General features: G+C 58.8%; 19 protein-coding genes and 1 other RNA gene. 6 read left to right on the top strand and 14 right to left on the bottom strand.

Annotated elements, in window-relative coordinates:
• Positions 1-141 precede the first annotated feature (141 nt).
• From smpB to ssrA, 3 genes are all read left to right on the top strand, one after another.
• Positions 142-621 (top strand): SsrA-binding protein SmpB, encoded by a 480-nt coding sequence (gene smpB / locus NLU14_RS04715; RefSeq protein WP_275705018.1) that lies wholly within the window; start codon positions 142-144, stop codon positions 619-621.
• 164 nt (positions 622-785) lie between these two features.
• Complete coding sequence (locus tag NLU14_RS04710) at positions 786-2204, top strand: WS/DGAT/MGAT family O-acyltransferase (RefSeq protein WP_275705017.1); 1419 nt, start codon at positions 786-788, stop codon at positions 2202-2204.
• An 85-nt stretch (positions 2205-2289) separates the two neighbouring features.
• Positions 2290-2654: a transfer-messenger RNA gene (gene ssrA / locus NLU14_RS04705) on the top strand.
• A gap of 117 nt (positions 2655-2771) precedes the next feature.
• Here ssrA and NLU14_RS04700 read toward each other — a convergent pair.
• Positions 2772-3131, bottom strand: a complete 360-nt coding sequence (locus NLU14_RS04700) for a hypothetical protein (RefSeq protein ID WP_275705016.1) — start codon at positions 3129-3131, stop codon at positions 2772-2774.
• A gap of 222 nt (positions 3132-3353) precedes the next feature.
• On the opposite strand from NLU14_RS04700, the gene NLU14_RS04695 reads away from it, so the two are divergent.
• Entirely contained in the window at positions 3354-3953 is a 600-nt protein-coding gene (locus NLU14_RS04695) for an exopolysaccharide biosynthesis protein (protein WP_275705015.1), read from the top strand.
• Between the two features lie 141 nt (positions 3954-4094).
• Here NLU14_RS04695 and NLU14_RS04690 read toward each other — a convergent pair whose 3' ends face one another.
• The 5 genes from NLU14_RS04690 to mqo form a co-directional block, all read right to left on the bottom strand.
• Positions 4095-4967, bottom strand: coding sequence for a hypothetical protein (locus NLU14_RS04690; protein ID WP_275705014.1), 873 nt, complete (start codon positions 4965-4967; stop codon positions 4095-4097).
• A 58-nt stretch (positions 4968-5025) separates the two neighbouring features.
• Positions 5026-6696: an acetolactate synthase large subunit gene (locus tag NLU14_RS04685; RefSeq protein ID WP_275705013.1), complete on the bottom strand. Its 1671-nt coding sequence runs from the start codon at positions 6694-6696 to the stop codon at positions 5026-5028.
• A 30-nt stretch (positions 6697-6726) separates the two neighbouring features.
• Positions 6727-8751: a hypothetical protein gene (locus NLU14_RS04680; protein WP_275705012.1), complete on the bottom strand. Its 2025-nt coding sequence runs from the start codon at positions 8749-8751 to the stop codon at positions 6727-6729.
• Positions 8752-8804: 53 nt separating this feature from the next.
• Positions 8805-10037, bottom strand: coding sequence for an ATP-grasp domain-containing protein (locus NLU14_RS04675; protein ID WP_275705011.1), 1233 nt, complete (start codon positions 10035-10037; stop codon positions 8805-8807).
• Between the two features lie 154 nt (positions 10038-10191).
• Positions 10192-11673, bottom strand: a complete 1482-nt coding sequence (mqo, locus tag NLU14_RS04670; RefSeq protein ID WP_275705010.1) for a malate dehydrogenase (quinone) — start codon at positions 11671-11673, stop codon at positions 10192-10194.
• A gap of 285 nt (positions 11674-11958) precedes the next feature.
• Between mqo and NLU14_RS04665 the strand changes: the two genes are divergently transcribed.
• On the top strand, positions 11959-12930 hold the full coding sequence (locus tag NLU14_RS04665; protein WP_275705009.1) for a calcium/sodium antiporter: 972 nt from the start codon (positions 11959-11961) through the stop codon (positions 12928-12930).
• Positions 12931-12949: 19 nt separating this feature from the next.
• On the opposite strand, the gene msrB is transcribed toward NLU14_RS04665, so the two are convergent.
• The 3 genes from msrB to chrA all read right to left on the bottom strand — a co-directional run bounded on the left by msrB (position 12950) and on the right by chrA (position 15298).
• Positions 12950-13378 carry a peptide-methionine (R)-S-oxide reductase MsrB gene (gene msrB, locus NLU14_RS04660; protein WP_275705008.1) on the bottom strand — a complete coding sequence of 143 codons (429 nt, stop codon included), beginning with the start codon at positions 13376-13378 and terminating at the stop codon, positions 12950-12952.
• Positions 13379-13388: 10 nt separating this feature from the next.
• Positions 13389-14036, bottom strand: coding sequence for a peptide-methionine (S)-S-oxide reductase MsrA (msrA, locus tag NLU14_RS04655; RefSeq protein WP_275705007.1), 648 nt, complete (start codon positions 14034-14036; stop codon positions 13389-13391).
• 83 nt (positions 14037-14119) lie between these two features.
• Positions 14120-15298: a chromate efflux transporter gene (gene chrA / locus NLU14_RS04650; protein ID WP_275705006.1), complete on the bottom strand. Its 1179-nt coding sequence runs from the start codon at positions 15296-15298 to the stop codon at positions 14120-14122.
• Positions 15299-15443: 145 nt separating this feature from the next.
• On the opposite strand from chrA, the gene NLU14_RS04645 reads away from it, so the two are divergent.
• A complete protein-coding gene (locus NLU14_RS04645) occupies positions 15444-16418 on the top strand; it encodes a metallophosphoesterase (RefSeq protein ID WP_275705005.1) in 975 nt (324 codons plus the stop codon).
• Positions 16419-16427: 9 nt separating this feature from the next.
• Here the strand turns inward: NLU14_RS04645 and NLU14_RS04640 are convergent, their stop codons facing one another.
• The 5 genes from NLU14_RS04640 to ercA are packed head-to-tail and all read right to left on the bottom strand — an operon-like array spanning position 16428 to position 21592.
• Positions 16428-16910 carry a CDP-archaeol synthase gene (locus tag NLU14_RS04640; protein WP_275705004.1) on the bottom strand — a complete coding sequence of 161 codons (483 nt, stop codon included), beginning with the start codon at positions 16908-16910 and terminating at the stop codon, positions 16428-16430.
• 42 nt (positions 16911-16952) lie between these two features.
• On the bottom strand, positions 16953-18329 hold the full coding sequence (locus NLU14_RS04635) for a class II fumarate hydratase (protein ID WP_275705003.1): 1377 nt from the start codon (positions 18327-18329) through the stop codon (positions 16953-16955).
• A 30-nt stretch (positions 18330-18359) separates the two neighbouring features.
• Positions 18360-18644: a hypothetical protein gene (locus tag NLU14_RS04630; protein WP_275705002.1), complete on the bottom strand. Its 285-nt coding sequence runs from the start codon at positions 18642-18644 to the stop codon at positions 18360-18362.
• 49 nt (positions 18645-18693) lie between these two features.
• Positions 18694-20445 carry a PAS domain-containing hybrid sensor histidine kinase/response regulator gene (locus NLU14_RS04625; protein ID WP_275705001.1) on the bottom strand — a complete coding sequence of 584 codons (1752 nt, stop codon included), beginning with the start codon at positions 20443-20445 and terminating at the stop codon, positions 18694-18696.
• Positions 20429-21592: an alcohol dehydrogenase-like regulatory protein ErcA gene (ercA, locus tag NLU14_RS04620; RefSeq protein ID WP_275705000.1), complete on the bottom strand. Its 1164-nt coding sequence runs from the start codon at positions 21590-21592 to the stop codon at positions 20429-20431. The genes NLU14_RS04625 and ercA overlap by 17 nt, the downstream gene beginning before the upstream one ends.
• Positions 21593-21596: the final 4 nt, after the last annotated feature.

The following is a 21596-nucleotide window of genomic DNA, read 5'->3' as shown; positions in this document are numbered from 1 at the left end:
AGGAATTACAACCCATACGACCATCGACTCAGTCAATCGCGCCGATTTCGTGACCGGTCTGGCACTCCTGGGCTACAATGCGCCCTTTTCCGGCCTGAATACGCCCGGTAAATTCCTTGTCCGACTCCGGATCATCGATTCATGAGCAAGAAGAAACCCGGCGCACCGAGCGCCACCATTGCCCTGAACAAAAAGGCAAAACACGAATACCATATTGAGGAACGCTTCGAGGCGGGCCTGGCACTGCTCGGCTGGGAAGTGAAATCCATCCGCGCCGGCAAAGCGCAACTGACCGATGCCTACGTATTGCTGAAGGACGGCGAGGCCTGGTTGCTGGGTTCCCACATCATCCCCCTGAGCACAGCCTCCACCCATGTTATTGCGGACCCGACCCGAACCCGCAAACTGCTGCTGCACGCCAAGGAAATCGCCAAAATTGTGGGTAAGGTGAACCAGGCCGGGTATACCTGCATTCCACTGGCCATGTACTGGAAAAAGAACAAGGTGAAGTGCGAGATTGCCCTGGTGAAAGGCAAGAAGCTCTTCGACAAGCGCGCCACTGAGAAAGAGCGTGACTGGAACCGCCAGAAACAGCGCATCCTCCGCGAAACCAACGTCTGACCGGCCGGGCTCGGGCCCGGCATGATGCGTCGCCATTTATGTCGCATCTGCATCCTCTTTTCGCCCCTTCCTGATCGTCCTATACTCGTTCCTTTCCCCACACGCACTATCCGCACATCGACAGCGGCCACCCAGGGACAGACGGGAACCAAAGGGAGCGCAAGATGACTCGCAGACAAACATCCATGTCCGCAGTAGATCGCTCATGGCTACGCATGGAATGCCCCGAGAACCCCATGATGATTTCGGCGGTGCTGGTATTTGAACAGCCCATCGCCCTGAAACGCCTCAAACGCACACTGGACGAGCGCTTTCTGACCTTCCGCCGCTTTCGCCAACGCGTCGTTACCGAAGGCGACCGCACGTACTGGCAGGACGACCCGCTTTTCCATATCGACAACCACATCCACGTAATTGCCCTGCCAGGGAACGGAGGCAAGCAGGAACTGCAGGCCCTGACCAGCGACCTCACCAGCACGTCCCTGGATTTCCGGCGGCCGCTCTGGCAAATCCACTACATCGAAAACTATCAGGGCGGTTGTGCCCTGCTGGTACGCATCCACCACTGCATAGCCGATGGCATCTCGCTGGTTCGGGTACTGCTCTCGCTGACAGACAGCTCCCCGGAACCACGACTCAGTACGGTATCAACCTCAAGCCATCCCACAGTCCGGCCGCCCGCGGGTTTGCGCCAGCTTTTCAGCCGTGCCCTGCACAACGGACAAACCGCCATTGAGCAGGCAGGGCTGTTCCTTAAATCCATCCGCAACGAGCCGGATTACCCGATCAAGCTGATCAGTGCCGCCGGCAACATCGCCGTCGACCTGCTCAAACTCGGGCTTACACCAGCGGAACCCGACACCTGCCTGAAAACACCCCTGAGTGGGCGCAAACGCGTGGCCTGGGCCGACCCCCTGAGCCTGGCCGAGGTTAAGGTGTGTGCCAGGGCACTGCGGGGTACGGCCAACGATGTCCTGCTATGTGCCGCGGCCGGTGCCCTGCAACGACACTTCGTCGCCTCCGGAGAAGTCACACCGGAGTGCGGTATACGTGTTGCCGTACCGTTCAACCTGCGCCCGATGAGGCAACCGATAGAAACCCTGGGTAACCAGTTCGGCCTGGTACTGGTAACCCTGCCCGTGGAAGAGACTGACCCAGTGATGCGATTCCGCCAGGTACAGGAAAACATGAACCGGCTGAAGCGCTCCTACCAGGCCCAGGTCACCTACAGCCTGCTGGACCTGTTCGGGCGTGGCCCCGATGTGCTGGAGCGGCGCGCACTCTCCATGCTCAGCAACAAGGCCTCGGCGGTGCTTACTAACGTACCTGGCCCCAGGGAACCGGTTTACCTGGCCGGCGCCAAGCTTACCCAGCCCATGTTCTGGGTTCCACAAAGCGGCAATATCGGCATTGGCATGAGCATTTTCAGTTACGCAGGCACCGTGCAGTTCGGCATCACCATCGACAAAAACATCAAGGCCGACCCGGCCGAGGTAATAGGCCATTTTCGCAACAGCTTTGCCGAACTCCTGGACGCTGCCCTCCACAACAGCGAACAGGAAACCGCCCTCGCGGTGGGCTGATAGGTACAACTGCCCAACGCGCGGCACAAAACAAAACCAGTTAAGCCTTGAAGTTGGCGGAAGCAGCCACATATACTGTCGGTAAGGGGACGACATGGCTTCGACGCCGGTGGCGAACCCTTGGGTGCATGTCGAGATGGCAGCGAATCTCGTTAATCCAAAGCTGCAACGCAATAGTCGCAAACGACGAAAACTACGCACTAGCAGCGTAAGCTGCTAGTCGTCCTGACCGGGTCGCCCGTAGCCCGGAAGCAACATCTCAGGACGTCATCGCTTACGGGATGCTCCGTTTTCCAGAGTTCACTGGCTAACGGCTAAGATTTAAAGAACTCGGTTCTTGCACCCTGGCTCTCGGGTCGCTTGAACTTAAATCAATAGAGAGACGCTAAACATGTAGACCTCAAGGCTGAGTACTGGCGGACGCGGGTTCAATTCCCGCCGTCTCCACCAACCAAGAGTTTCAGGAGGTCCATCGAGATCCACCGAAACGCCCCAAAGCCCCGGAAACGGGGCTTTTTATTGCCTGACGAATTCGAACTGGCGAGCCTTTGTTATCAATCTCCTGATTCAACCGAAGGCTTTCTTTCCTTCACTGTTATCAGGATCGTGGTGGTTATCATCGCCACTCAGAGCTCGCATATCCGCCGACTTCTCGCGCAGAATGCGACGTTTCTCTGCATCCGCAAAGCGTTTCAACACTTGGCGAATCAACGGTTGATATCCAATCCCGTTAATTTCAGCGATATTCTTAAAGTCTTCTATCAGTGATTTCTGAAGACGAATCGAAATCATCTGAAGGCCTGTTGCATTGTTCAGAGCCTTTTCATCGATCGGTTCTGCAACAGTGGCATATTCTTCATCTCTACCAAGTGAACCGTCTACCCAGGCATCTTCAGTATCCTGGACTGTCTTCATTTTGTCGCTCATATCTAATTTCACTATGCTTATAGAACTTTGATCGCCATCACACGCCAACATTAACTGGAGAAGCGGCTTGGACATCCTCCTTAATGTTGTATATACAAAATATATACATCGGCACAAACAGAATCAAGGTGCCGAATAAGTGTCCACGGTGTTGCAACTCTGAATGGCCTGCACGACGTGCGATGTTGTAACTATCTGTTTCCAGTATCAGGATTACACGTGATGGAAAGAAACCACGACGACCCCACCAACATGCAACAACTCCTGAACCAGATCCGCGAGTCGGCGGGCAGTTCCGGGCAGGTGTCAGTGAACGATATCCTCAATGGCGTGGGTGAGCGTTCCTTCGGGCCGGTGGTGCTGGTGGCGGGGTTAATCACCCTTGCGCCGCTGATTGGCGATATTCCGGGGGTGCCTACAATACTCGGAATGATTGTGGTGTTGACCTTGGGGCAGCTGTTGTTCCGGCGCCGGTCCATCTGGTTGCCGTCGTGGATTTCGCAGCGCTCCGTTCCGCAGGAAAAGCTGTTGAAGGGAATTGACTGGCTGCACAAGCCGGCGCGGTTTCTGGACCGGTGGACAGGGCCACGGCTTATGTTTCTGGTGGACGGGCCGGGGCTCTATATTATGGCGATTATCTGTATGGCGGTGGCCATGGCCATGCCGGCGATGGAGGTGGTGCCGTTCAGTGCCAATGGCGCAGGGGCGGCGCTGATGGCGTTCGGGCTGGCGATTGTGGCCCGGGACGGACTGCTGGCGATTGTGGCGACGTCGCTCACTTTGGTGACCGGCTGGTTTGTAATAACCAGTCTGGCGGGATAATGCTGCAACGATCGTTCTGCATAGAAAAAAGGGCCGTCCGATGGCCCAAAGATGCAGTGGAGCAGGAGCTCCCGTAGTCGCTTTCAGTGACTAACACATCCTCAGTACATCAGAACAATATGACAGTGATATGACGGCTGGTTATCGACCACTACCTTCAAGGTCCTCGAAAAACGCCCGGGTGCGCTCTCTGATTTCGTCCAGTCTGGCGTCCCATTCCCGCTGGTAGTCTTTGAAGGCGTCGTCACTCAGCCGCGAAAACCGGGCCCCTGCCTCCGCCAATGCGCGGGAACTGTCTGCAAAAGCATCAAAGTCCGGCTCATCCAGCCTGTCGCTGCTCTGGTCAAGGTCTGCAGCGGTTTGCTGCAAGGCACTGCGGTCTCTGGCGGGGGCCTGCTGGTTGTTCTGCAGGGCCTCTTCAATGGATTTTTCCAGTTCTTCCATAAATCCCTGCAGGGCACGGCCGTAGTCTTCCATGGCCTGCTCTGCCCGGCGGCGGGTCTGCTCGGAATAGGCCTCGAACTCGCGGGCCATGGCGTCCATCTCGCGGGCGAGGTCGTCGGAGGACTGCCCGAAGGTGGCGGTCAGGCGCTCGCCCAGCTTGTTGATCTCGCCCACCAGACCGTCAAAAGGCGAGGGGTTCATGATGGCCTCGCCGGTGCGGTCGTAGTCCACCAGCCAGTCACCATTCAGTTCCACAAGATAGGTCGTCACTTCCCGGCGCTCGCCGGAGGCTCCGTTTTCGGAGGGCAAACGGGTCACGATTGTGGCTTCGCGTTCATCGATAATTACCCGCCCGAAGTCCGGTACGGTGTCAAACCACTCGCGGTCATAGCCGTCGAAATCGGAAGGGTCAGCAAGGGTCGACAGCTCAGCGATGGCGTCGGCATCGTTCTCCGCCATGGCCTGCCAGAACTCCGCCGCCACTTCCTGAGGGGTTTCCGGTTTACTGCACCCGGCAACCACTACGACGACCAGCGCCAATAGCGCCAGCTTGAACCACGAGTTATTCATCCACCCACCCCTCAAACGCATAACTGATTTCAATTCAGGGCGAATGATACTACAGCGGTTACAGGTTGCAGGTCAGTTTTACCAATTCTTCATCAAACACACGGCGGTTTTCGCTGTAGTCCACGGGCACCTCGATCAGGTGTACGCCGCCGGCGGTCAGTGCGCTCTTCAGTGTGGGCCGCAGGTCTTCGGTGCGGCTGATTCGGTGGCCGGTGGCGCCATAGGCATCAGCGTATTTCACGAAGTCCGGGTTGTTGTAATCAAGCCCGAAGTTCTCGAAGCCTTCCTGGGCCTGCTTCCATTTGATCATGCCGTAGGCGTTGTCGTTGATGATCAGTATCACCAGGTTGAGCTTCAGCCGTACGGCGGTTTCCAACTCCTGGCTGTTCATCATGAAGCCACCGTCGCCGCACACGGCCACTACCTTCAGGTGCGGGTACAGCATGGCCGCCATCATGGCACTGGGCAGGCCGGCGCCCATGGACGCCAGGGCGTTGTCCAGCAGCACGGTGTTGTTGTCGTAAGCCGGGTAGTTGCGGGCGAACCAGAGTTTGTACATGCCGTTGTCGAGGGCGATGATGCCGTCCTCCGGCATGACCTGACGCACGTCGTGGACAATGCGCTGGGGAATCACCGGGAAGCGGCCGTCATCGATTCTCTCGGCCAGATGGCTGTCCACCGAGGCTTTCACTTCCATAAACCGGCTGAAGTCGTGGGTAGAGCACTGGCCACAGCGTTCAGCCAGATATTCCACGCTGTTGGCGATATCCCCCACCACTTCATGTTGCGGGAAGTAGACCGGGTCCACATCCGCGGCGCTGAAGTTTACATGGATAACCTGCTTGCCCCCGGGCTTCATGAAGAACGGGGGCTTCTCGACCACATCATGTCCTACGTTAATCACCAGGTCGGCATGGTCAATGGCGCAGTGTACGAAGTCGCCGGTAGAGAGGGCGGCGTTGCCCAGGTAGCGGGGATGGCGCTCGTCCACCACCCCCTTGCCCATCTGGGTGGTGAAGAAGGGAATGCCGGTCGAATTCACCAGATGGATCAGGGCCTGGGATACCCGTTTCCGGTTGGCGCCGGCGCCAATCATGATCAGCGGATGCCTGGCCTTGCTGATCATGTCGCAGGCGGTGTCCAGGCTCTTGGCGCTGGCGGTGGGTCGGCGGGCGTCACTGGGCTGGAAAATGTGGGTGTCGGCCTCGGCCACTTCCGAGGCTATATCCTCCGGCAATTCCAGGTGGACCGCACCGGGGCGTTCCTCCGCTGCGAGCCGGAACGCCTCCCGCAATTTGGCGGGGATGGTGTTGGCATTGCTGATCTGGCGGGTGTACTTGGTAAGCGGGCGCATCAGATCCACCACGTCCAGGATCTGGAACAGGCCCTGTTTTGATGACTTGATGGGTTTCTGCCCCGAGATCATCATCATGGGCATGGCGCCAAGCTGGGCGTAGGCCGCGGCCGTTACCAGATTGGTGGCACCAGGGCCGAGGGTAGACAGGCAAACGCCCACCCGGCCAGTCAGGCGCCCGTAAGTGGCGGCCATAAAGCCCGCCGCCTGTTCGTGGCGGTTGAGAATCAGCTCAATGCTGGATTCACGCAAGGCCTCCAGAAGGTCCAGGTTTTCTTCACCCGGTACCGCGAAGATGTAGCGAACTCCTTCGTTTTCCAGGGCACGAACAAACAATTCGGCACCATTTCGGCGATTACTGGCCTCTGCGGTCATCCTCTCTCCTGTTCTGGCTTGGCTGGCTAATTATCCGTCCCGCGGGGGTTCCGCCTGCAATGAATCGGCAGGCAGCCTGTCCCTGCCCCAACTACGGTGAACACGGCTGATAACCCGTTCCAGTTCCTCCTCACCCACTTCCGCAGGCTCGCCCCGCTCAAGGGGGTCGAAGTGGAAAATGTACAGCCGCGAGGCAAACTGTTCAAAGGGTAGTGACGCCTCACCAAACCGTTCACCCTTCCTGGCTGTGCTGACCACCACTTCGTCGCCCCAGTTCTGGCCACTGTCGTTATTGGGGTTGAAGAAATACACCCGCATAACGTCGTCCGGGTCCAGCGTTACCCGGAGTATAGTGATGGCATGCCAGCCGATAAACCTTGCAGCGCTGTCGGTAACCGCTACGCCCGCAGGCTGCGGGTGGATCAACGGCTGGTTGCCGTTGTAATAGGGATGGTAACTGGCGTAGAAGTGCCGCAGGAAGTTTTCCAGGTCATCCAGTTGGCCGGTGGCCACATCCACATTGATGCGGAATCCACGGCCGGCCGACCAGCCGTGGAACTCCGGGTTCACCCATTGGTGGGGATCGCCCTGCCTGCCAACACACAGCCGGCCCATTTCCGCGTAGATCCTGTCCAGATGCGGCACCACAACCAGCGACACCGGGTCCAGATCCAGCGTCACTTCAGAGGCAACACCGCCCTGGCTGGCGGCGGAGGAAACCGGCTGGCCTTCGAAATGCATGATGATCTCGTTGTCCCGCGCGGCCCAGGCCACCATCTGTAACAAGTAGTCCGGGTCGTTGTAGGCCCACATTGACAGCGCACGCGCCGACTGGCAGGTGGGGTTATTGCCCTGCCCCACACCAAGAGGCTGGCCCAGCATATTCAGCACGCCCTGAGTCAGCCAGGCCTTGGGTTGGGGTTGGTAGCCGTAGGCCAGTTGGATTCGCTCGCGCGCCTCGGGACAGATGGATAAACGCGCCTGCCGCCAGAGCGCTGGTGCCACCGGTGGTTGGTAAAGAATACCCCGCTCCAGCAGCAGTGACAGGCCATAGAGGCCTTGTGCCGTTTCCGGATATACGCCTTCGGTGACCAGCTCGTGAACCAGGTCCTTGTAGCACAACAGGCAGTCGCGGCCCGTGCTGGAAAGGCCCAGTGCCTCGGTCAGCATGGAATCCTGCTTTTCCAGGATGTAACGCACAAACGAGGCGTGATAGGGCGACACCAGGCCGGTATCGTGCATGGAGCGGGCAAAGCCGGTGGCCTCACTTTGCAGGGCCACCGAATCCATGGACTGCAGCCGTTCTTCATAAACCGGAATGCCAGGGTCTTCGCGACAGGCCTGGGTCGGCCCGTAAAGGCTTGAAATCAGGCGTTCCGCACCCTGCCCGGCACCGCCCATATCCACACTCGGGTCAACCCGGCACAGGGCAATCTGGGTGATCATCTGGCGCACACTGGTCACCTGGATCGGCCGTTGCTGCAGAATCCGCCAGATTTCGTCAATGAGCTGGTCAATCACATGCTCGTAGCCGATTCGTCCGGCAATATGCTGCACCACCGCACGGCTGATCAACGCCAGCTTGCCCTGTTCACGCTCCGCTTCTCCGGATTCGCCGAACAGCATGTTCAGATTGATCGCCAATACCTGGGTCAGGTAATGGTGCGCCTGTTCCGCCGACACCGATTCGTGCAGGTAGTCACCGTGGGCAACGGCCAGCAAACGCAGTTCGCTGAGCGCTTCGATAATCACGGTATCGGTGTGTGGGCTTTGCAGGGAGAAGGTGGTCAGTGACGGTAAAAGGATGGAGGGGTCTGCCCAGTCGGTTCCGAGGAACACACCGGCATTTTCAAGCCATTCAGCGCGTTCCTGAACCGCAGAGCAGCCCCCCGGCTGGAGCAGCACCCGGCGAACGATATCGAACAACCGGGGCAACTTGCCGGGTTTGGCAAAGGCGCGACTCTCATCAAGAGCCTTTATGGCATCATCCAGTCGCTGTACCAGCTTATCGAAATTGACGACAGGTGCCGGGTTTCCAGCGTCGGAGTTGCTCAAACTGTCTTCCTCAGGGTCTGGACCAGACCCGTTGTTGTTAATTCCTTCCGGAATTATACATAGAAATCCAGTTCTTCCTGATGTTTCAGCAAATCTCTCATCACATAAGGGTCTTCACCGAAGAAGTAAATCAGGCCCCAGTGCGTGCCAAACGCGGTACGCTTGGTGACTGTTTCCTCCAGCGGCGGCGTCAGTTCGTGAGACTCGAAGTAATCGTGATTCTCGGTCTCCTCCGGCATTTCCAGCTTGCTGACCACCCGGCGGCGCGGATAGACACCGAAACAACCGGCATAGCCCTTGGCATCCACCACCTCTTTCGGGAAGAAGGCCTTAACCTCTTCGTCGGTGGTTTTCGGGTCGAACGTCATGATCAGTGCCTGATAGGCGTTGAAGCCGTAGGCACGCTCAAGCAGCTCGAACACCTTGAAGCCCGGCGGCCGATAGGCCACTTCACCGAAGTACATGGTGCTGTCGCTGGTGACGAAGTACTCGGGGTGGATAAACCCGAACTCGATATCGAATGTCTTGATCAGTTTCTCGATCTCACCGGTAATCTGCGCCCGGTACCGTTCCAGGTCCGGTGTAGCCGGCACGAATACGGAATAGCCCAGAGTGACGTACTCCGAGATGTTCAGGAACGCCACCTTGCCGTTGTGAATCCAGGCTTCAACCGCGAATTCCCAACCGTCCAGGTGGGACTCCATCAGCACCGGAAACTCTTCGTCGGGGATGGTATCGACTTCGTCCGGGGTGCGGATAACCCGGTGTCCAAGACAGCCGGCCTTGTCGAAGGCCTTCAGGTGGATCGGGTCGTTGGGGTCACCGTCGAGCTTCAGCAGCGTCTGGTTGACGCGCTTGAGGAAGCGGATGACGTCTTCCCGGTCGTGGGCCTCCTCGAAGATACCGACGCGGATACCGCCCAACTGGGCGCGACGTTTCATCAAGGCCTTGTCCCGCAACAGCATGGATTGACCAAACAGCTTCGGTTGGTCCATCAGCACCGAGTTGATGGCACCGGCCCACTCGACCGTTTCCTCGAAAAGCGGGATCGCCACATTCACGCCCATTTCGTTGAGCGTCTGCGCAATTTCAACAGAGCGGTCATTCAGGCGTTCGAAGTTCCAGGGAACATAGGGAATGTCATGTTCCTTGCAGTAGGCCTCAGCCCAATCAGGGGCGACCACCACGTAGCGGCGGTCAAACTTGTCCGCGGCCTCGACCGCGCTCAGACTCCAGCCCAGGAGTGCGACATAGCCTTTATTCGAATCGAACTTGTGCTCGCTCATATGCGTTCTCCTTTGGGGGGGTGTACTTATAACCTAACGCTTTGAGTGCAAATCGCAACCAAACTTGGCGCCCGAAATGCCAAAAGCGCTGGCAGGACGGGCGATTAGGCCAGTGCTGGCAGCGCTTCCGATTCGCTTAGATCGTTTGGGTATATCACCCCAGTTTCAGGGTTGAGAGCGTTCGTTCCCGCACTTTATTGAGTAATTGCTCATCATCCACCAGCGACTGGCCGTAGGAAGGCACCATGACTTTCATGCGTTCCTTCCATTCCGGTGTCTTGATACGCTCCGGGAAACAGCGTTCGATCACATCTATCATGGCGTGAGCTGCGGTCGAGGCCCCCGGTGATGCCCCCAGAAGGGCCGCCAGGGTGCCGTCTTTCGCTGCCACGATTTCGGTACCAAATTCCAGCTTACCGCCGCCATCCGGTGATTTCTTGATGATCTGCACCCGCTGGCCGGCGTCCTGCAGGCGCCAGTCTTCCTCGCGAGCATCCGGGAAGTAATTGCGCAGGGAGGCCACGCGGTCGCTGTGGGACTGGAATACTTCGCCGATAAGATAGCGCGTCAGGTCCATGTTGGTTCGGCTCACGGAGAGCATGGGGAAAAGGTTGGTGGACCTGACCGAGCCGAACAGGTCAAACACGGAGCCCTGTTTGAGAAAACGCGTGGTGAAGCCGGCAAAGGGACCAAACAGCAAAGCCGGCTCGCCATTGATGATGCGGGTATCCAGATGCGGCACCGACATCGGTGGTGCGCCAATCGGCGCCTTGCCGTATACCTTGGAGTGATGTTGCTCGACGATTTCCGGCTTCTGGCAAACCAGCCACTGACCGCTGACCGGGAAGCCGCCATAGCCCTTCGATTCATCGATGTTGGACTTCTGCAGCATTGGCAGCGCGCCGCCGCCGGCACCGAGGAACACGAAGCCGGCTTCCAACTTGGTCAGCTCACCGGTTTTCTGGTTTTTCACGCGAACCTTCCAGCGGCCGTTGTCACGCTTGGCGAGATAGTGCACGGGGCTGCTCAGCATCAGTTCAAAGTTGGGGGTGGATTCCAGGAACTTCACCATGCTGCGGGTCAGCGAACCGAAATCAACGTCGGAACCATGCCTGATCCGTGTAGCGGCCACCCGCTGCATGGGGTCACGGTTGTTGACGATCAGTGGCATCCACTCTTCCAGATCCCGCGGGGATTCGGTGTACTCCATTTCGCGGAACAGGTGGTGGGCACTGAGCTTTTCGTAACGACGCTTGAGGAACTTCACACCGTCCTCGCCCCAGACAAAGCTCTGGTGTGGCGTGCGGTTGATAAAGGATTTGGGGTCCGACAGGATGCCCTGCTCAACCATGTGGGACCAGAATTGCAGCGAGACTTCAAACGAGGCATTGATTTTCAAAGCCCGCTCGATAGCGACGTCACCATCTTCGGTTTCCGGAGTGTAATTCAGCTCGCAGTAGCCGGCGTGCCCGGTACCTGCGTTGTTCCATCCGTCGGTGCTTTCATGGGCCACGTGATCAAGACGCTCCACCATGACGATGTCCAGGGAAGGATCCAGCTGCCTGAGCATCATGCCGAGGGTAGCGCTCATGACGCCACCGCCGACCAGCACTACATCTGCCTGTCTAACGGCCATTGGTTATCACCCTAGCTAGTTTAAAACCTGTTGCCCGTCCACGATCAGCAGAGGGGCCTTGGAAGTTGTGGCGCGATTATCCTGCTTTTTACCCGGATAATAAATTGCGATTACCAACTGATAGCCAACGTCCTGATTTTATTTGCGAACAGTGGCCGTGAGTGGGTCAAACGTTTAAAATGCGCCGGCCGGACGTGCTTTCTCTCATTCTCGCGTCTGCGGTCAACGATATCACCGCCACTTTAGTCTCATACTGTGCGGCTTACACCATCAGGGCATCTTTCTATGCTATCGGCAATTGCAGCAATCATCGCTGGTCTGGTTCTTCTTGTCTGGAGCGCAGACCGATTCATTGAAGGCGCGGCCGCCACCGCCAAACATCTGGGCATGCCATCGCTGCTGATCGGCATGGTGATTATCGGGTTCGGCACTTCCGCCCCGGAACTGGCAGTGTCAGCCATGGCCGCGCTTGATGGCAACCCGGGGCTGGCACTGGGCAACGCCTATGGCTCGAACATAACCAATATCGCGGTGATCGTCGGCCTTACTGCTGTGATCGCTCCGATTGCGGTCCATTCCCAGGTGATCCGCAAGGAACTTCCGCTACTCCTGGTACTGACGGCCATCGCCGGTTACCAGCTGATTGATGGCCAACTGAGCAGGCTCGACGGCTGGGTGCTGCTTGGTGTATTCGCAGCCGTCATGGGCTGGTCTATCTACCAGGGGATTCAAGGCAAGGGAGATTCGTTGATCGGCGAGACCGACTCGGAGCTGGTTGCTCATCCAATGCCGCTGAAAATCGCACTGATGTGGCTGGTAGTAGGTCTGGTTTTACTGTTGGTGAGCTCTCGCATGCTGGTCTGGGGGGCGGTGTTCATTGCCCAGAGCCTGGGCGTCAGCGACCTGATCATCGGGTTGACGATTGTGGCCATTGGCACCTCGCTACCGGAACTGGCGTCCGCGCTGGCGGCAGTGAAGAAAAACGAGCACGACCTGATCCTTGGCAACATCGTGGGATCGGGCATTTTCAATACCCTGGCGGTTGTCGGCCTGGCCGCGACTATCGAGCCATTGGCCGTTGATATGGAAGTACTCTACCGCGACTGGACGCTGATGACGGCCCTGACAATAGGCCTGCTGGTGATGAGTTTTGGCCTTACCGGCAAATCCCGGACCATCGGGCGGCCCGACGGTCTGTTACTTCTGCTCGTGTACGTTGGCTACGCCAGCTATCTGGCATCCACCGTTATCCGCTGAACACCGCGGGTAAGGCAGCCTAGGCCTGGTTTTCCCGGAACACCATTGCCACCGAGTTCAGGCAGTAGCGTTGCCCGGTTGGTGGAGGCCCGTCGGGAAACACGTGCCCGAGATGGCTGTCGCAGCGCGGGCAACGGATTTCCGTGCGGGTCATGCCCATGCTGGTATCTTCGATATAGCGGATATGGTCGGTATCGAACGGCTGGAAAAAGCTGGGCCAGCCGGTGCCGGAATCAAACTTGGAGTCGGAGCTGAACAGCGGCAACTCACACAGCCGGCAGTAATAAACGCCGGCATTCTTGTTATCGAGCAGGGTACCGCAGAAAGGCCGCTCGGTGCCGTGATCCAGCAACACACGGCGCTCTTCGTCAGTCAGGCCCGCAGCCTTTTCGTCCACCTGTTGTGGTGTCAATGGGGTCAGGTCGTAACCTGCAGCAGAAACGCTCATAGCAGCCTCCTCAGGCAATATTGTTGTCGGTGTAGCCAGGCTTCAACTGGTCACCGAACGTATCCACAAGCTTTTCCATCTTTGGTGCCGCAACAGCCATGATATAGGGCTGGTAGGGGTTCCGGGCGGCAAAGTTCTGGTGGTAGTCCTCCGCCGGGTAGAAGGCTTCCAGCGGCTCCAGGGTCGTCACTACCGGGTTGTCGTAGACACCCGACACATCCAGTTGACGGATGTAGGCTTCCGCCACCCGTTTCTGTTCTTCGGTTTCATAGAAAATGGAGGAACGGTATTGGGTGCCACGGTCATTGCCCTGACGGTTAAGCTGGGTCGGGTCATGGGCAACGGAGAAAAACACCTTCAGGATTTCCCCGAAGCTGACCGTTTGCGGGTCGTAATGGACATCCACCACTTCGGCGTGGCCAGTCTGGCCGCTGCAGACCGCATCGTAATTGGCGGTATCCGCGCTGCCGCCGGCGTAGCCGGATTCCACCCTGCTGACGCCGTTAACAGCCAGGAAAACGGCTTCCACACACCAGAAACAGCCACCACCAAGCACCACCCGCTGCTCACGGTCACTGCTGGCGGGTAAATCGTTCTCCGGGTCCGGAAAGCGGCTTTTCGGTACGTTCAGGCCTGGAATATTGCAGGATGTCGACATATCTGCCTCTGAGTCTCATTACCGTTAATTCACGTGCAAGTGTGGCCTTCCTGACGGGTTTTAGCTACCCCCTGATAGTCTCATCAAAAAATCAGCAGGCCCACCAGCGCACTGCCGGGTGCCACCAGCCACACAGGCACTCGCCAAACCGCCAGCGACACCCAGGCCAACAGCACAAATGCTATCCCGCCAGCGCTATGTACGGCGGAGGTCCAGACCGGATCATACAGTGCCGCCAGCAGGAGCCCGACAACACCCGCATTCACGCCAGCCAGGGCCGCCCTGGCAACCTCATGGCTACGAATATAGGACCACAGGGGTAGACCGGCAAACACCAGCAGGGTTCCTGGCAGGAATACGGCAATAACGGCCACGGCAGCACCAGCCCAACTACCCTCAATTCCACCAAGAAATGCAGAGAAGGAAAACAGGGGCCCCGGCATGGCCTGGGCCACACCGTATCCGGCGAGGAAAGTGTCCGCCGACATCTGTCCGGATGCCACAAAGCCCTCCTGCAGCCAGGGCAACACGACATGCCCGCCACCAAACACCAGGGCCCCGGCACGATACAGCTCCGCCCCGAGCCAACCCAGCGAGCCTGAGCTCAGTGGCAGGAAGGCCAGCACCAACAGCACTGAAAAAACGACAAGGAATACCATCGGGCGGCGGGTCTGAACCGGTACGGTCAACGCGTCTTCTGACTGCTTCTGCGGCAGCTTGATGACTGCACCCGCCACACCGGCGGCGAGCAGTGCAAGGATTTGCATCCAGGTTGCGCCCACCGTGAGCAGAACAGCCGCCACCAATACGGCAATGGACCGGCGCGGGCCGTCCGGGCAAAGGTTCTGGCCCATCTGCCAGACCGCCTGGGCGACAACCGCCACCACAAACAGCTTGAGGCCGGTGATCCATCCACCCTCCCCGGCACCCGGCCACAGGCCAAGGCCGAGGGCAAACAGCGCCATCAACAGCGCCGATGGCAATGTAAAGCCCAGCCAGGCCGCTGCGGCGCCACTGTACCCGCGTTGCAGAAACCCAAGGGTTAACCCCACCTGGCTGGATGCCGGCCCCGGCAACAACTGGCACAGTGCAACCACCTCGCCGTAGGCGGAGTCCGACAACCATCGGCGGCGCTTTACAAACTCGTCGTGAAAGAACCCCAGGTGGGCAGCCGGGCCACCGAATGAGATCAGGCCAAGGCGCAGAAACAACAGGAAAATGTGCCGGGTGGGCAATGCCCCGGCGTAGGCGTCCTTGGTCATGGAACTCTCTGGCTGTGACAGCGTGAATTAAGAATAATGAACATTATGACTTCCCGGTTGCATCACTCCCAGACCCAACCATAATGAAGGGACGGGTTGACCGGATCGTGACAGGTAATGTTTCTAACAACCAACAGGATCAGCAATGACCGCCCGGGCCCATACACCAGAAAATCAGGATGAACTCCTGGAGTATCGCCTGAGCCTCCGCCTTGGCCCGGTGCACGCACGCCAGCGCCTCGGCATTGAGCGGGAAGCGGAGGCCCGCGTTTTCGGCCCGGACCGGCATTCCTTTCACCTGGAAAATATCACCTCAGCGCCACGGTTTATCAGCGCCTGCCTCAAACTGGCCGGGCTGTTCCGGCGGGGCCAGGACAACAGCCGCCGGCTGGATACGGTCCACAACTGTTTTCATGTCACCGACCTGCCCCCTGCGTTTGAAGGCTACCAGATCCTGCACCTGACGGACCTCCATGTGGATATGGACGAGGCCAACCTGCAGGCGGTCATCCGCCAGATCGAACCCCTTGAGTACGATGTGTGCGTGCTCACCGGTGATTACCGGCGCCTTACCTGGGGCCCAATCGACAACGCCATGGAGGGTATGGGCAGGCTGCGGGATGCCATCCGCGGGAAGGCTTACGCGGTTCTGGGCAACCATGACAGTGTCCGCATGGTACCGGGCCTTGAGGACATGGGTTACCACCTGCTGATGAATGAGCATGTCGAGCTCCAACAGGCAGACGATAAGCTGTACCTGGCCGGTGTCGACGACGCTCATTTCTACAAGGTCCACAACCTGCACAGGGCTGGTGACCACATACCGGCCGGCGGTGTGAGCATCCTGCTCAGCCATACGCCGGAGATCTGGCGCGAAGCCGCCCATGCAGGCTATGACCTCTTTCTGTGTGGCCATACTCATGGCGGGCAGATCTGTCTTCCAGGGGGCGTGCCCGTTACCCTGGATTCCGACTGCCCGAGGGAGCTCGGTCGTGGATACTGGCGACGAAATGGTATGCAGGGCTATACCTCACCGGGTGCCGGCACCTCCGTGGTCAATGTGCGCCTGAACTGCCCGCCGGAAGTCACCATACACACCCTCACCCGGGGTCCCGACTGATTCCCCGGCTCAGTGCGGCTGGTGGCGGATGCCGAGCCGAAACAGCAACGGCGACAACAGAATATTGGAAAGGGTAAAAAGCGCTACTACAGCGGCAACGATGTAGCCGTTAAGCTCTAGCCACAGCCACGCCAGTATCATTGGCAGCAGCGCTTCGGGGATCTGGTCAAGCCCGATTGCCCGGGCGCTGGAGGCAAGCCCGGCACGGCGTTTTATGAAACTGCTGATCATGTCCCCAACCAGCCCCAGCAATCCAAACACCATTCCAAACAGCAGACCCATTCCTGTAATCAATGCAAACAGGCCGCAAGCCAGCATTCCGGACACAATGCCGCGCCAGGTTTTGCTGGTTCCCAGCAGCGGCCGACCATCACGCCACAGCCTGCCGCCGTCAACTGGGGCGGACCAGCGACGGCCAAACAGCCGGGCGGCAACAACCGGTGTCCCGTTTGCCAGCACCAGCATCACGAAGAGCTCGAGAGAAATCAGCAAACTGCTCAGTCTCCGTCAGGGCCGCCCGTCAGGCGGATGATGTCAGGAAATGCCGCCTTTGGTCAGTTTCAGCGGGTCCATCAACTCCTCCAGCTGGTTACGGCCAAGGCCACTGCGCTCTTCCGCCACATCGATCACTGGCCGCCCGGTCTGATAGGCCTCCCTGGCAATGTCCGAAGCCAGGTTGTAACCGATTTCCGGGTTCAGCGCGGTGACCAGTACCGGATTCTTGCCAACCGCCGCGTTCAGGTGATCGGCATTCACAGTGAAATCCCGGATCGCCTTCTCGCCAAGTATGGTGGATGCGTTGGTGAGCAGATCGATCATGTCCAGCAGGTTGGCGCCCACCAACGGCAGCATCACGTTCAACTGGAAGTTGCCAGACTGACCTGCCATGGCAACAGCACTGTCCAGCCCCATCACCTGGGCCCCGACCATGGCCACGGACTCTGGAATCACCGGGTTGACCTTGCCCGGCATGATGCTGCTGCCTGGCTGCAGGGCCGGCAGGCTGATTTCAGCCAGGCCGTGAATGGGCCCGCTGTTCATCCACCGCAGGTCATTGGCAATCTTGGTCAGCACAATGGCCAGTCCCCGAAGCTGGGACGACAGGGCTACCGGCGCATCTATGGCACTCTGCCCCACAAACTTGTGTTCGAGTGAACGGAACTGATAGCCGGTGTTGGACTTGAGGAATTTAACGAACTGCTCCGGAAACTCATGCAGCGCATTCACGCCGGTGCCGACCGCGGTCCCGCCCTGAGGCACGGCCAGCAATTCATCAGCTACGGCCTCAAGCCGCTTTTCAACGGCCAGCAATTGCTCACGCCAGGTTCTCAGTTCTTGCCCCAGGGTAACCGGCATGGCGTCCATGAGGTGGGTGCGACCGGTCTTGACCTGATCCGCGAACAGGGCCTCACGCTCATAGATAATGCCGCAGAGGTGGGTCAGAGCGGGAATCAGCCGTTCGTGAACACCCGCAACCGCACTGACATGGATCGCCGTCGGGATCACGTCATTGGAGCTCTGGCTCATGTTGACGTGATCGTTGGGGTGAATCTCGACATCATCCTGGCCGGCCAGGGTCGCGATGACCTCGTTCACATTCATATTGGTACTGGTACCCGAGCCGGTCTGGTAGCGGTCAATGGGAAACTGGTCTGCAAATTCACCATTAACCAGCCGGTCACCAGCCGCCACAATCGCATCCCGCAGGTCATTATCCAGCAGGCCAAGGCTGGCGTTGGCGTCCGCAGCCGCCTGTTTCACCCGCACCACCGCCGCAATGAACGCCGGAGGCATCGGCAGGCCGCTAACCGGGAAATTTTCCACCGCCCTCTGGGTCTGGGCTCCCCACAGGGCATCTTCGGGAACTCGTACTTCGCCCAGGCTGTCTTTTTCGGTCCTGAAATTAGTCATGACATCCTCCTATTTGGCCACCAGTGGGCATTACCCATTTGGCGGGGACTTCAACCTGACATGGTCGCAAATGCCGGTAACCCGATCAAAATTCAGGATCAGGGTATGGACCGTGTTGGTGTAGGTATCGTGCAGGTGAAACTTGAAACGGTGCTGCTTCTCACCCTGCAGGAAGCCGTCGTACTCCCTTACCAGTTCACGAACGTCGCCGCCCTCGTCCCTGGACCAGGTGGCATTGAAGGGCCCGAGGACGGCACCGCCAGACAGGCATACAGTCACTTCGTGATTGGTAAGGGCGTTTTCGGGAACGGACATGGCACACTCTCCTGACAAAACGATGATTGGCAGAATAAAGTGTAGACCGTCATTTCAAACCTTGGTTCATGGATGCAACGAGACTGGAGATAAGTGCTCGCAGGCGGTTGGGCTTTACCGGCTTGTTGAGAACGGGCAGGTACTGGGCGCTGATGAGTTTGCGCGTTTCGTCACTGCGGTCCGCGGTAATGATGGCCGCTGGTATGTCACCGCCAAAGTGGTGCCGAACGGTATGCACTGCCTGGCAACCGGTCAGGTTCTCATCCAGGTGGAAATCCGCAAGGATGATGTCGGTACCGGTACAGTGCTCAATGGCCTCGGTAGCGCTTCCCGCTGTTTCCACCTCGCAACCCCATCGCTCCAGCAGCGCCCGCATGCTTTCCTGCACCGGTTCTTCGTTATCGATCACCAGCACGCGAAGGCCTTCGAAGGACGCCGGGGCTATTGCGGTGGCCTCCTTGCCAAAGCCGCCGGCAGGGGCTTCGGTGACTGTAGTGAGGGGAATCAGGACACTGAAGCAGGAGCCCCTGCCATGGTGTGAATCCACCCGGATGTCACAGTCCAGTACCCTTACCATACGCTCGACAATGGCCAGCCCCAGGCCCACACCCTGGCGGCTGCCGCCCTTGGGCAATATCTGGTGAAACTCCCGGAAGATATCCTCGAGCTTTTCCCGCTCGATGCCCACGCCGGTATCCCACACCCCGATCTCCAGATTCGAACCACGCTTGCGAGCCGCAAACAGCACACCGCCCTCAGAGGTATAGCGAAAGGCATTGCTGAGCAGGTTTCTGAGTACCCGCGTCAGCATTCTTGGGTCCGTGCACACATGGCCGGTCCCCGCCCGTACGCGAAAGTTCAGTTCCGCATTTTCCGCCACCAACTCGAATTCCTGGGCCAGGCCCCGCATCAGCTCGCCAATCTCGGTATCGACAAAATCCGGCTGCATGGCTTTCTGGTCCAGTTTGGAGATATCCAGCAGATCCGCCAGTAGGTCCTCGGCGCTCTCCAGCGACCTCTGCACGCGCCGCACCAGGCGGTTTTCATCCGCCGGCAGTTTGCTGTCCATCAGGGCAGACACCAGCAGGCGGGCGGCGTTCAGGGGTTGCAACAGGTCATGGCTGGCAGCCGCCAGGTATTTGTCCTTGCTCTCATTGGCTTCCCGGGCAGCATCCACCGCCACCACCAGTTCCCGCTCTACCTTTTCCCGTTGTTCGATCTGGTACCGCAACACCACGTTGGCGTTCTGCAGCTCGTCGGTGCGCTCCTCCACGCGGCGCTCCAGATCGGCGTTCAACTGGCGCAGTTTTTCCCGCGCCTGGTGACGTTCGGTAATGTCGGCAACAAACGCCTCCACCACTTCCGGGCCCAGGTCCGGGCGCCGCAACAGTGTGATCGCCACCTGCACCGGCGTGTTGTCCGCACGCCGCAGCCGGGTTTCCCGGGCGCTGAGGCTGCCGTTGTCCAACAGCTCCTGGCGGATGGCATCAAACTCGCCGGAACTGCAGAACAGCTGCTCACGCAAGCGTATGACTCCGGTTATCAGGGCATCGGCGCTTTCATAACCGCAGATACGGGCCATGGCAGGGTTGGCGGCCACAAAACCGCCCCTGAGATTGGCCTGGAAAATTCCATGAAGGGCGTTCTCAAACAGCCACTTGTAACGGTTGCGCTCCTTTTCCAGTTCATCGATCCGTTCCTGCAACGCCGGGTAGTAATTCTTGCGTACCGACTGACTGCCAAGACCAAGCAGGTCATCGATATCGTAATCGGCGTCACTGGAATCAGAGGGCTTCTTCATAAACGACTTCGACATCCCGGCGGGAGGATTTGCGGGGATTGGTGAGGATGCAGGGATCCTGCAATGCAAACCCCGACAGATAGGGAATATCGGAGGTGGTCACCCCCAGCTTACCGAGCTTCGCTTCCAGGCCCACCGCCTGTTTCAGAGTAATGATCCGTTCCATCAGTCGCCGCTTGATCACCGGTTTTGACATGCCGCGGGTATCGATATCCATGGCTTCGGCCACTCTCTGGAAGCGGTCTTCGGCTGAGGTGTAGTTATAGGCCACCACATGTTCCAGCAGCAACGCATTGCAGAGGCCATGGGGCAAATCAAGGAAGCCACCCAGGCTGTGGGACATGGCGTGAACCGCGCCCAGTATGGCATTGGAGAACGCCAGCCCTGCCTGCATCGAGGCCAGCATGATCTGCTCCCGCAGGTGCACGTTTGCCGTATTCAGCACCAGTGGCTCCAGGTTGCGATTGATCAGCCGGATTGCTTCCAGTGCGTTGGTGTCAGTGAGCGGCCCGCTGCCGGTGGAAACATAGGCCTCGATCGCGTGCACCATGGCATCAACCCCGGTGCAGGCGGTCAGGTAGGCGTCCATGGTTTCCGTCACTTCCGGGTCAATCAGCGATACGTCCGGCACCACCGCCTTGCTGATGATGGAGAACTTGAAGCGACGGTTAGGGTCGGAAATGATCGCAAACTGGGACACGTCGGCGGACGTGCCGGCGGTGGTGGGAATCAGGATCATCGGCGGCGATGGCGAGGTGATGGTATCCACCCCTTCGAACTCAAGGATATTCCGGCCATGGGCGCTGACGATACCAATACCCTTGGCGCAATCCATGGGGCTGCCGCCGCCGATGGCGACGATCACGTCACACTCGTTGGACCGGTAGAGCTCTGCCCCGGCCATGACTTCCTCCACCTTCGGGTTGGCGGAAACACCGGTAAAGAGCGTGACACGAAGGCCCGCCGTCACCAGGATGTCCATGATTTCCGCCACCCAGCCGGCCTTCTCCACGCCGGGGTCCGATACCAGGAACACGTGCCGGGCACCGAAGTTGCTGGCGAAGTTGGCCACTGCCTTGCGGGAGCCGGCACCAAAAACGATTTCGGGGGAAACAAACTTGCGCAGAGCGGAAATATCGTAGCTCATGGGC

Origin of the sequence: Marinobacter iranensis (genome assembly GCF_029207565.1) — a bacterium.
Taxonomy (GTDB): Bacteria; Pseudomonadota; Gammaproteobacteria; order Pseudomonadales; family Oleiphilaceae; genus Marinobacter; species Marinobacter iranensis.
This window is presented reverse-complemented; position numbering and strand designations above follow the sequence as displayed.

What these genes read in the sequence shown, in the direction of transcription:
- NLU14_RS04625 (WP_275705001.1), bottom strand. Translation starts at nt 20,445, where the DNA reads ATGAAGAAGCCCTCTGATTCCAGTGACGCCGATTACGATATCGATGAC.
- chrA (WP_275705006.1), bottom strand. Translation starts at nt 15,298, where the DNA reads ATGACCAAGGACGCCTACGCCGGGGCATTGCCCACCCGGCACATTTTC.
- NLU14_RS04710 (WP_275705017.1), top strand. Translation starts at nt 786, where the DNA reads ATGACTCGCAGACAAACATCCATGTCCGCAGTAGATCGCTCATGGCTA.
- smpB (WP_275705018.1), top strand. Translation starts at nt 142, where the DNA reads ATGAGCAAGAAGAAACCCGGCGCACCGAGCGCCACCATTGCCCTGAAC.
- NLU14_RS04685 (WP_275705013.1), bottom strand. Translation starts at nt 6,696, where the DNA reads ATGACCGCAGAGGCCAGTAATCGCCGAAATGGTGCCGAATTGTTTGTT.
- NLU14_RS04645 (WP_275705005.1), top strand. Translation starts at nt 15,444, where the DNA reads ATGACCGCCCGGGCCCATACACCAGAAAATCAGGATGAACTCCTGGAG.
- ercA (WP_275705000.1), bottom strand. Translation starts at nt 21,592, where the DNA reads ATGAGCTACGATATTTCCGCTCTGCGCAAGTTTGTTTCCCCCGAAATC.
- NLU14_RS04695 (WP_275705015.1), top strand. Translation starts at nt 3,354, where the DNA reads ATGGAAAGAAACCACGACGACCCCACCAACATGCAACAACTCCTGAAC.
- NLU14_RS04630 (WP_275705002.1), bottom strand. Translation starts at nt 18,644, where the DNA reads ATGTCCGTTCCCGAAAACGCCCTTACCAATCACGAAGTGACTGTATGC.
- NLU14_RS04635 (WP_275705003.1), bottom strand. Translation starts at nt 18,329, where the DNA reads ATGACTAATTTCAGGACCGAAAAAGACAGCCTGGGCGAAGTACGAGTT.
- NLU14_RS04700 (WP_275705016.1), bottom strand. Translation starts at nt 3,131, where the DNA reads ATGAGCGACAAAATGAAGACAGTCCAGGATACTGAAGATGCCTGGGTA.
- msrB (WP_275705008.1), bottom strand. Translation starts at nt 13,378, where the DNA reads ATGAGCGTTTCTGCTGCAGGTTACGACCTGACCCCATTGACACCACAA.
- NLU14_RS04665 (WP_275705009.1), top strand. Translation starts at nt 11,959, where the DNA reads ATGCTATCGGCAATTGCAGCAATCATCGCTGGTCTGGTTCTTCTTGTC.
- mqo (WP_275705010.1), bottom strand. Translation starts at nt 11,673, where the DNA reads ATGGCCGTTAGACAGGCAGATGTAGTGCTGGTCGGCGGTGGCGTCATG.
- NLU14_RS04675 (WP_275705011.1), bottom strand. Translation starts at nt 10,037, where the DNA reads ATGAGCGAGCACAAGTTCGATTCGAATAAAGGCTATGTCGCACTCCTG.
- msrA (WP_275705007.1), bottom strand. Translation starts at nt 14,036, where the DNA reads ATGTCGACATCCTGCAATATTCCAGGCCTGAACGTACCGAAAAGCCGC.
- NLU14_RS04690 (WP_275705014.1), bottom strand. Translation starts at nt 4,967, where the DNA reads ATGAATAACTCGTGGTTCAAGCTGGCGCTATTGGCGCTGGTCGTCGTA.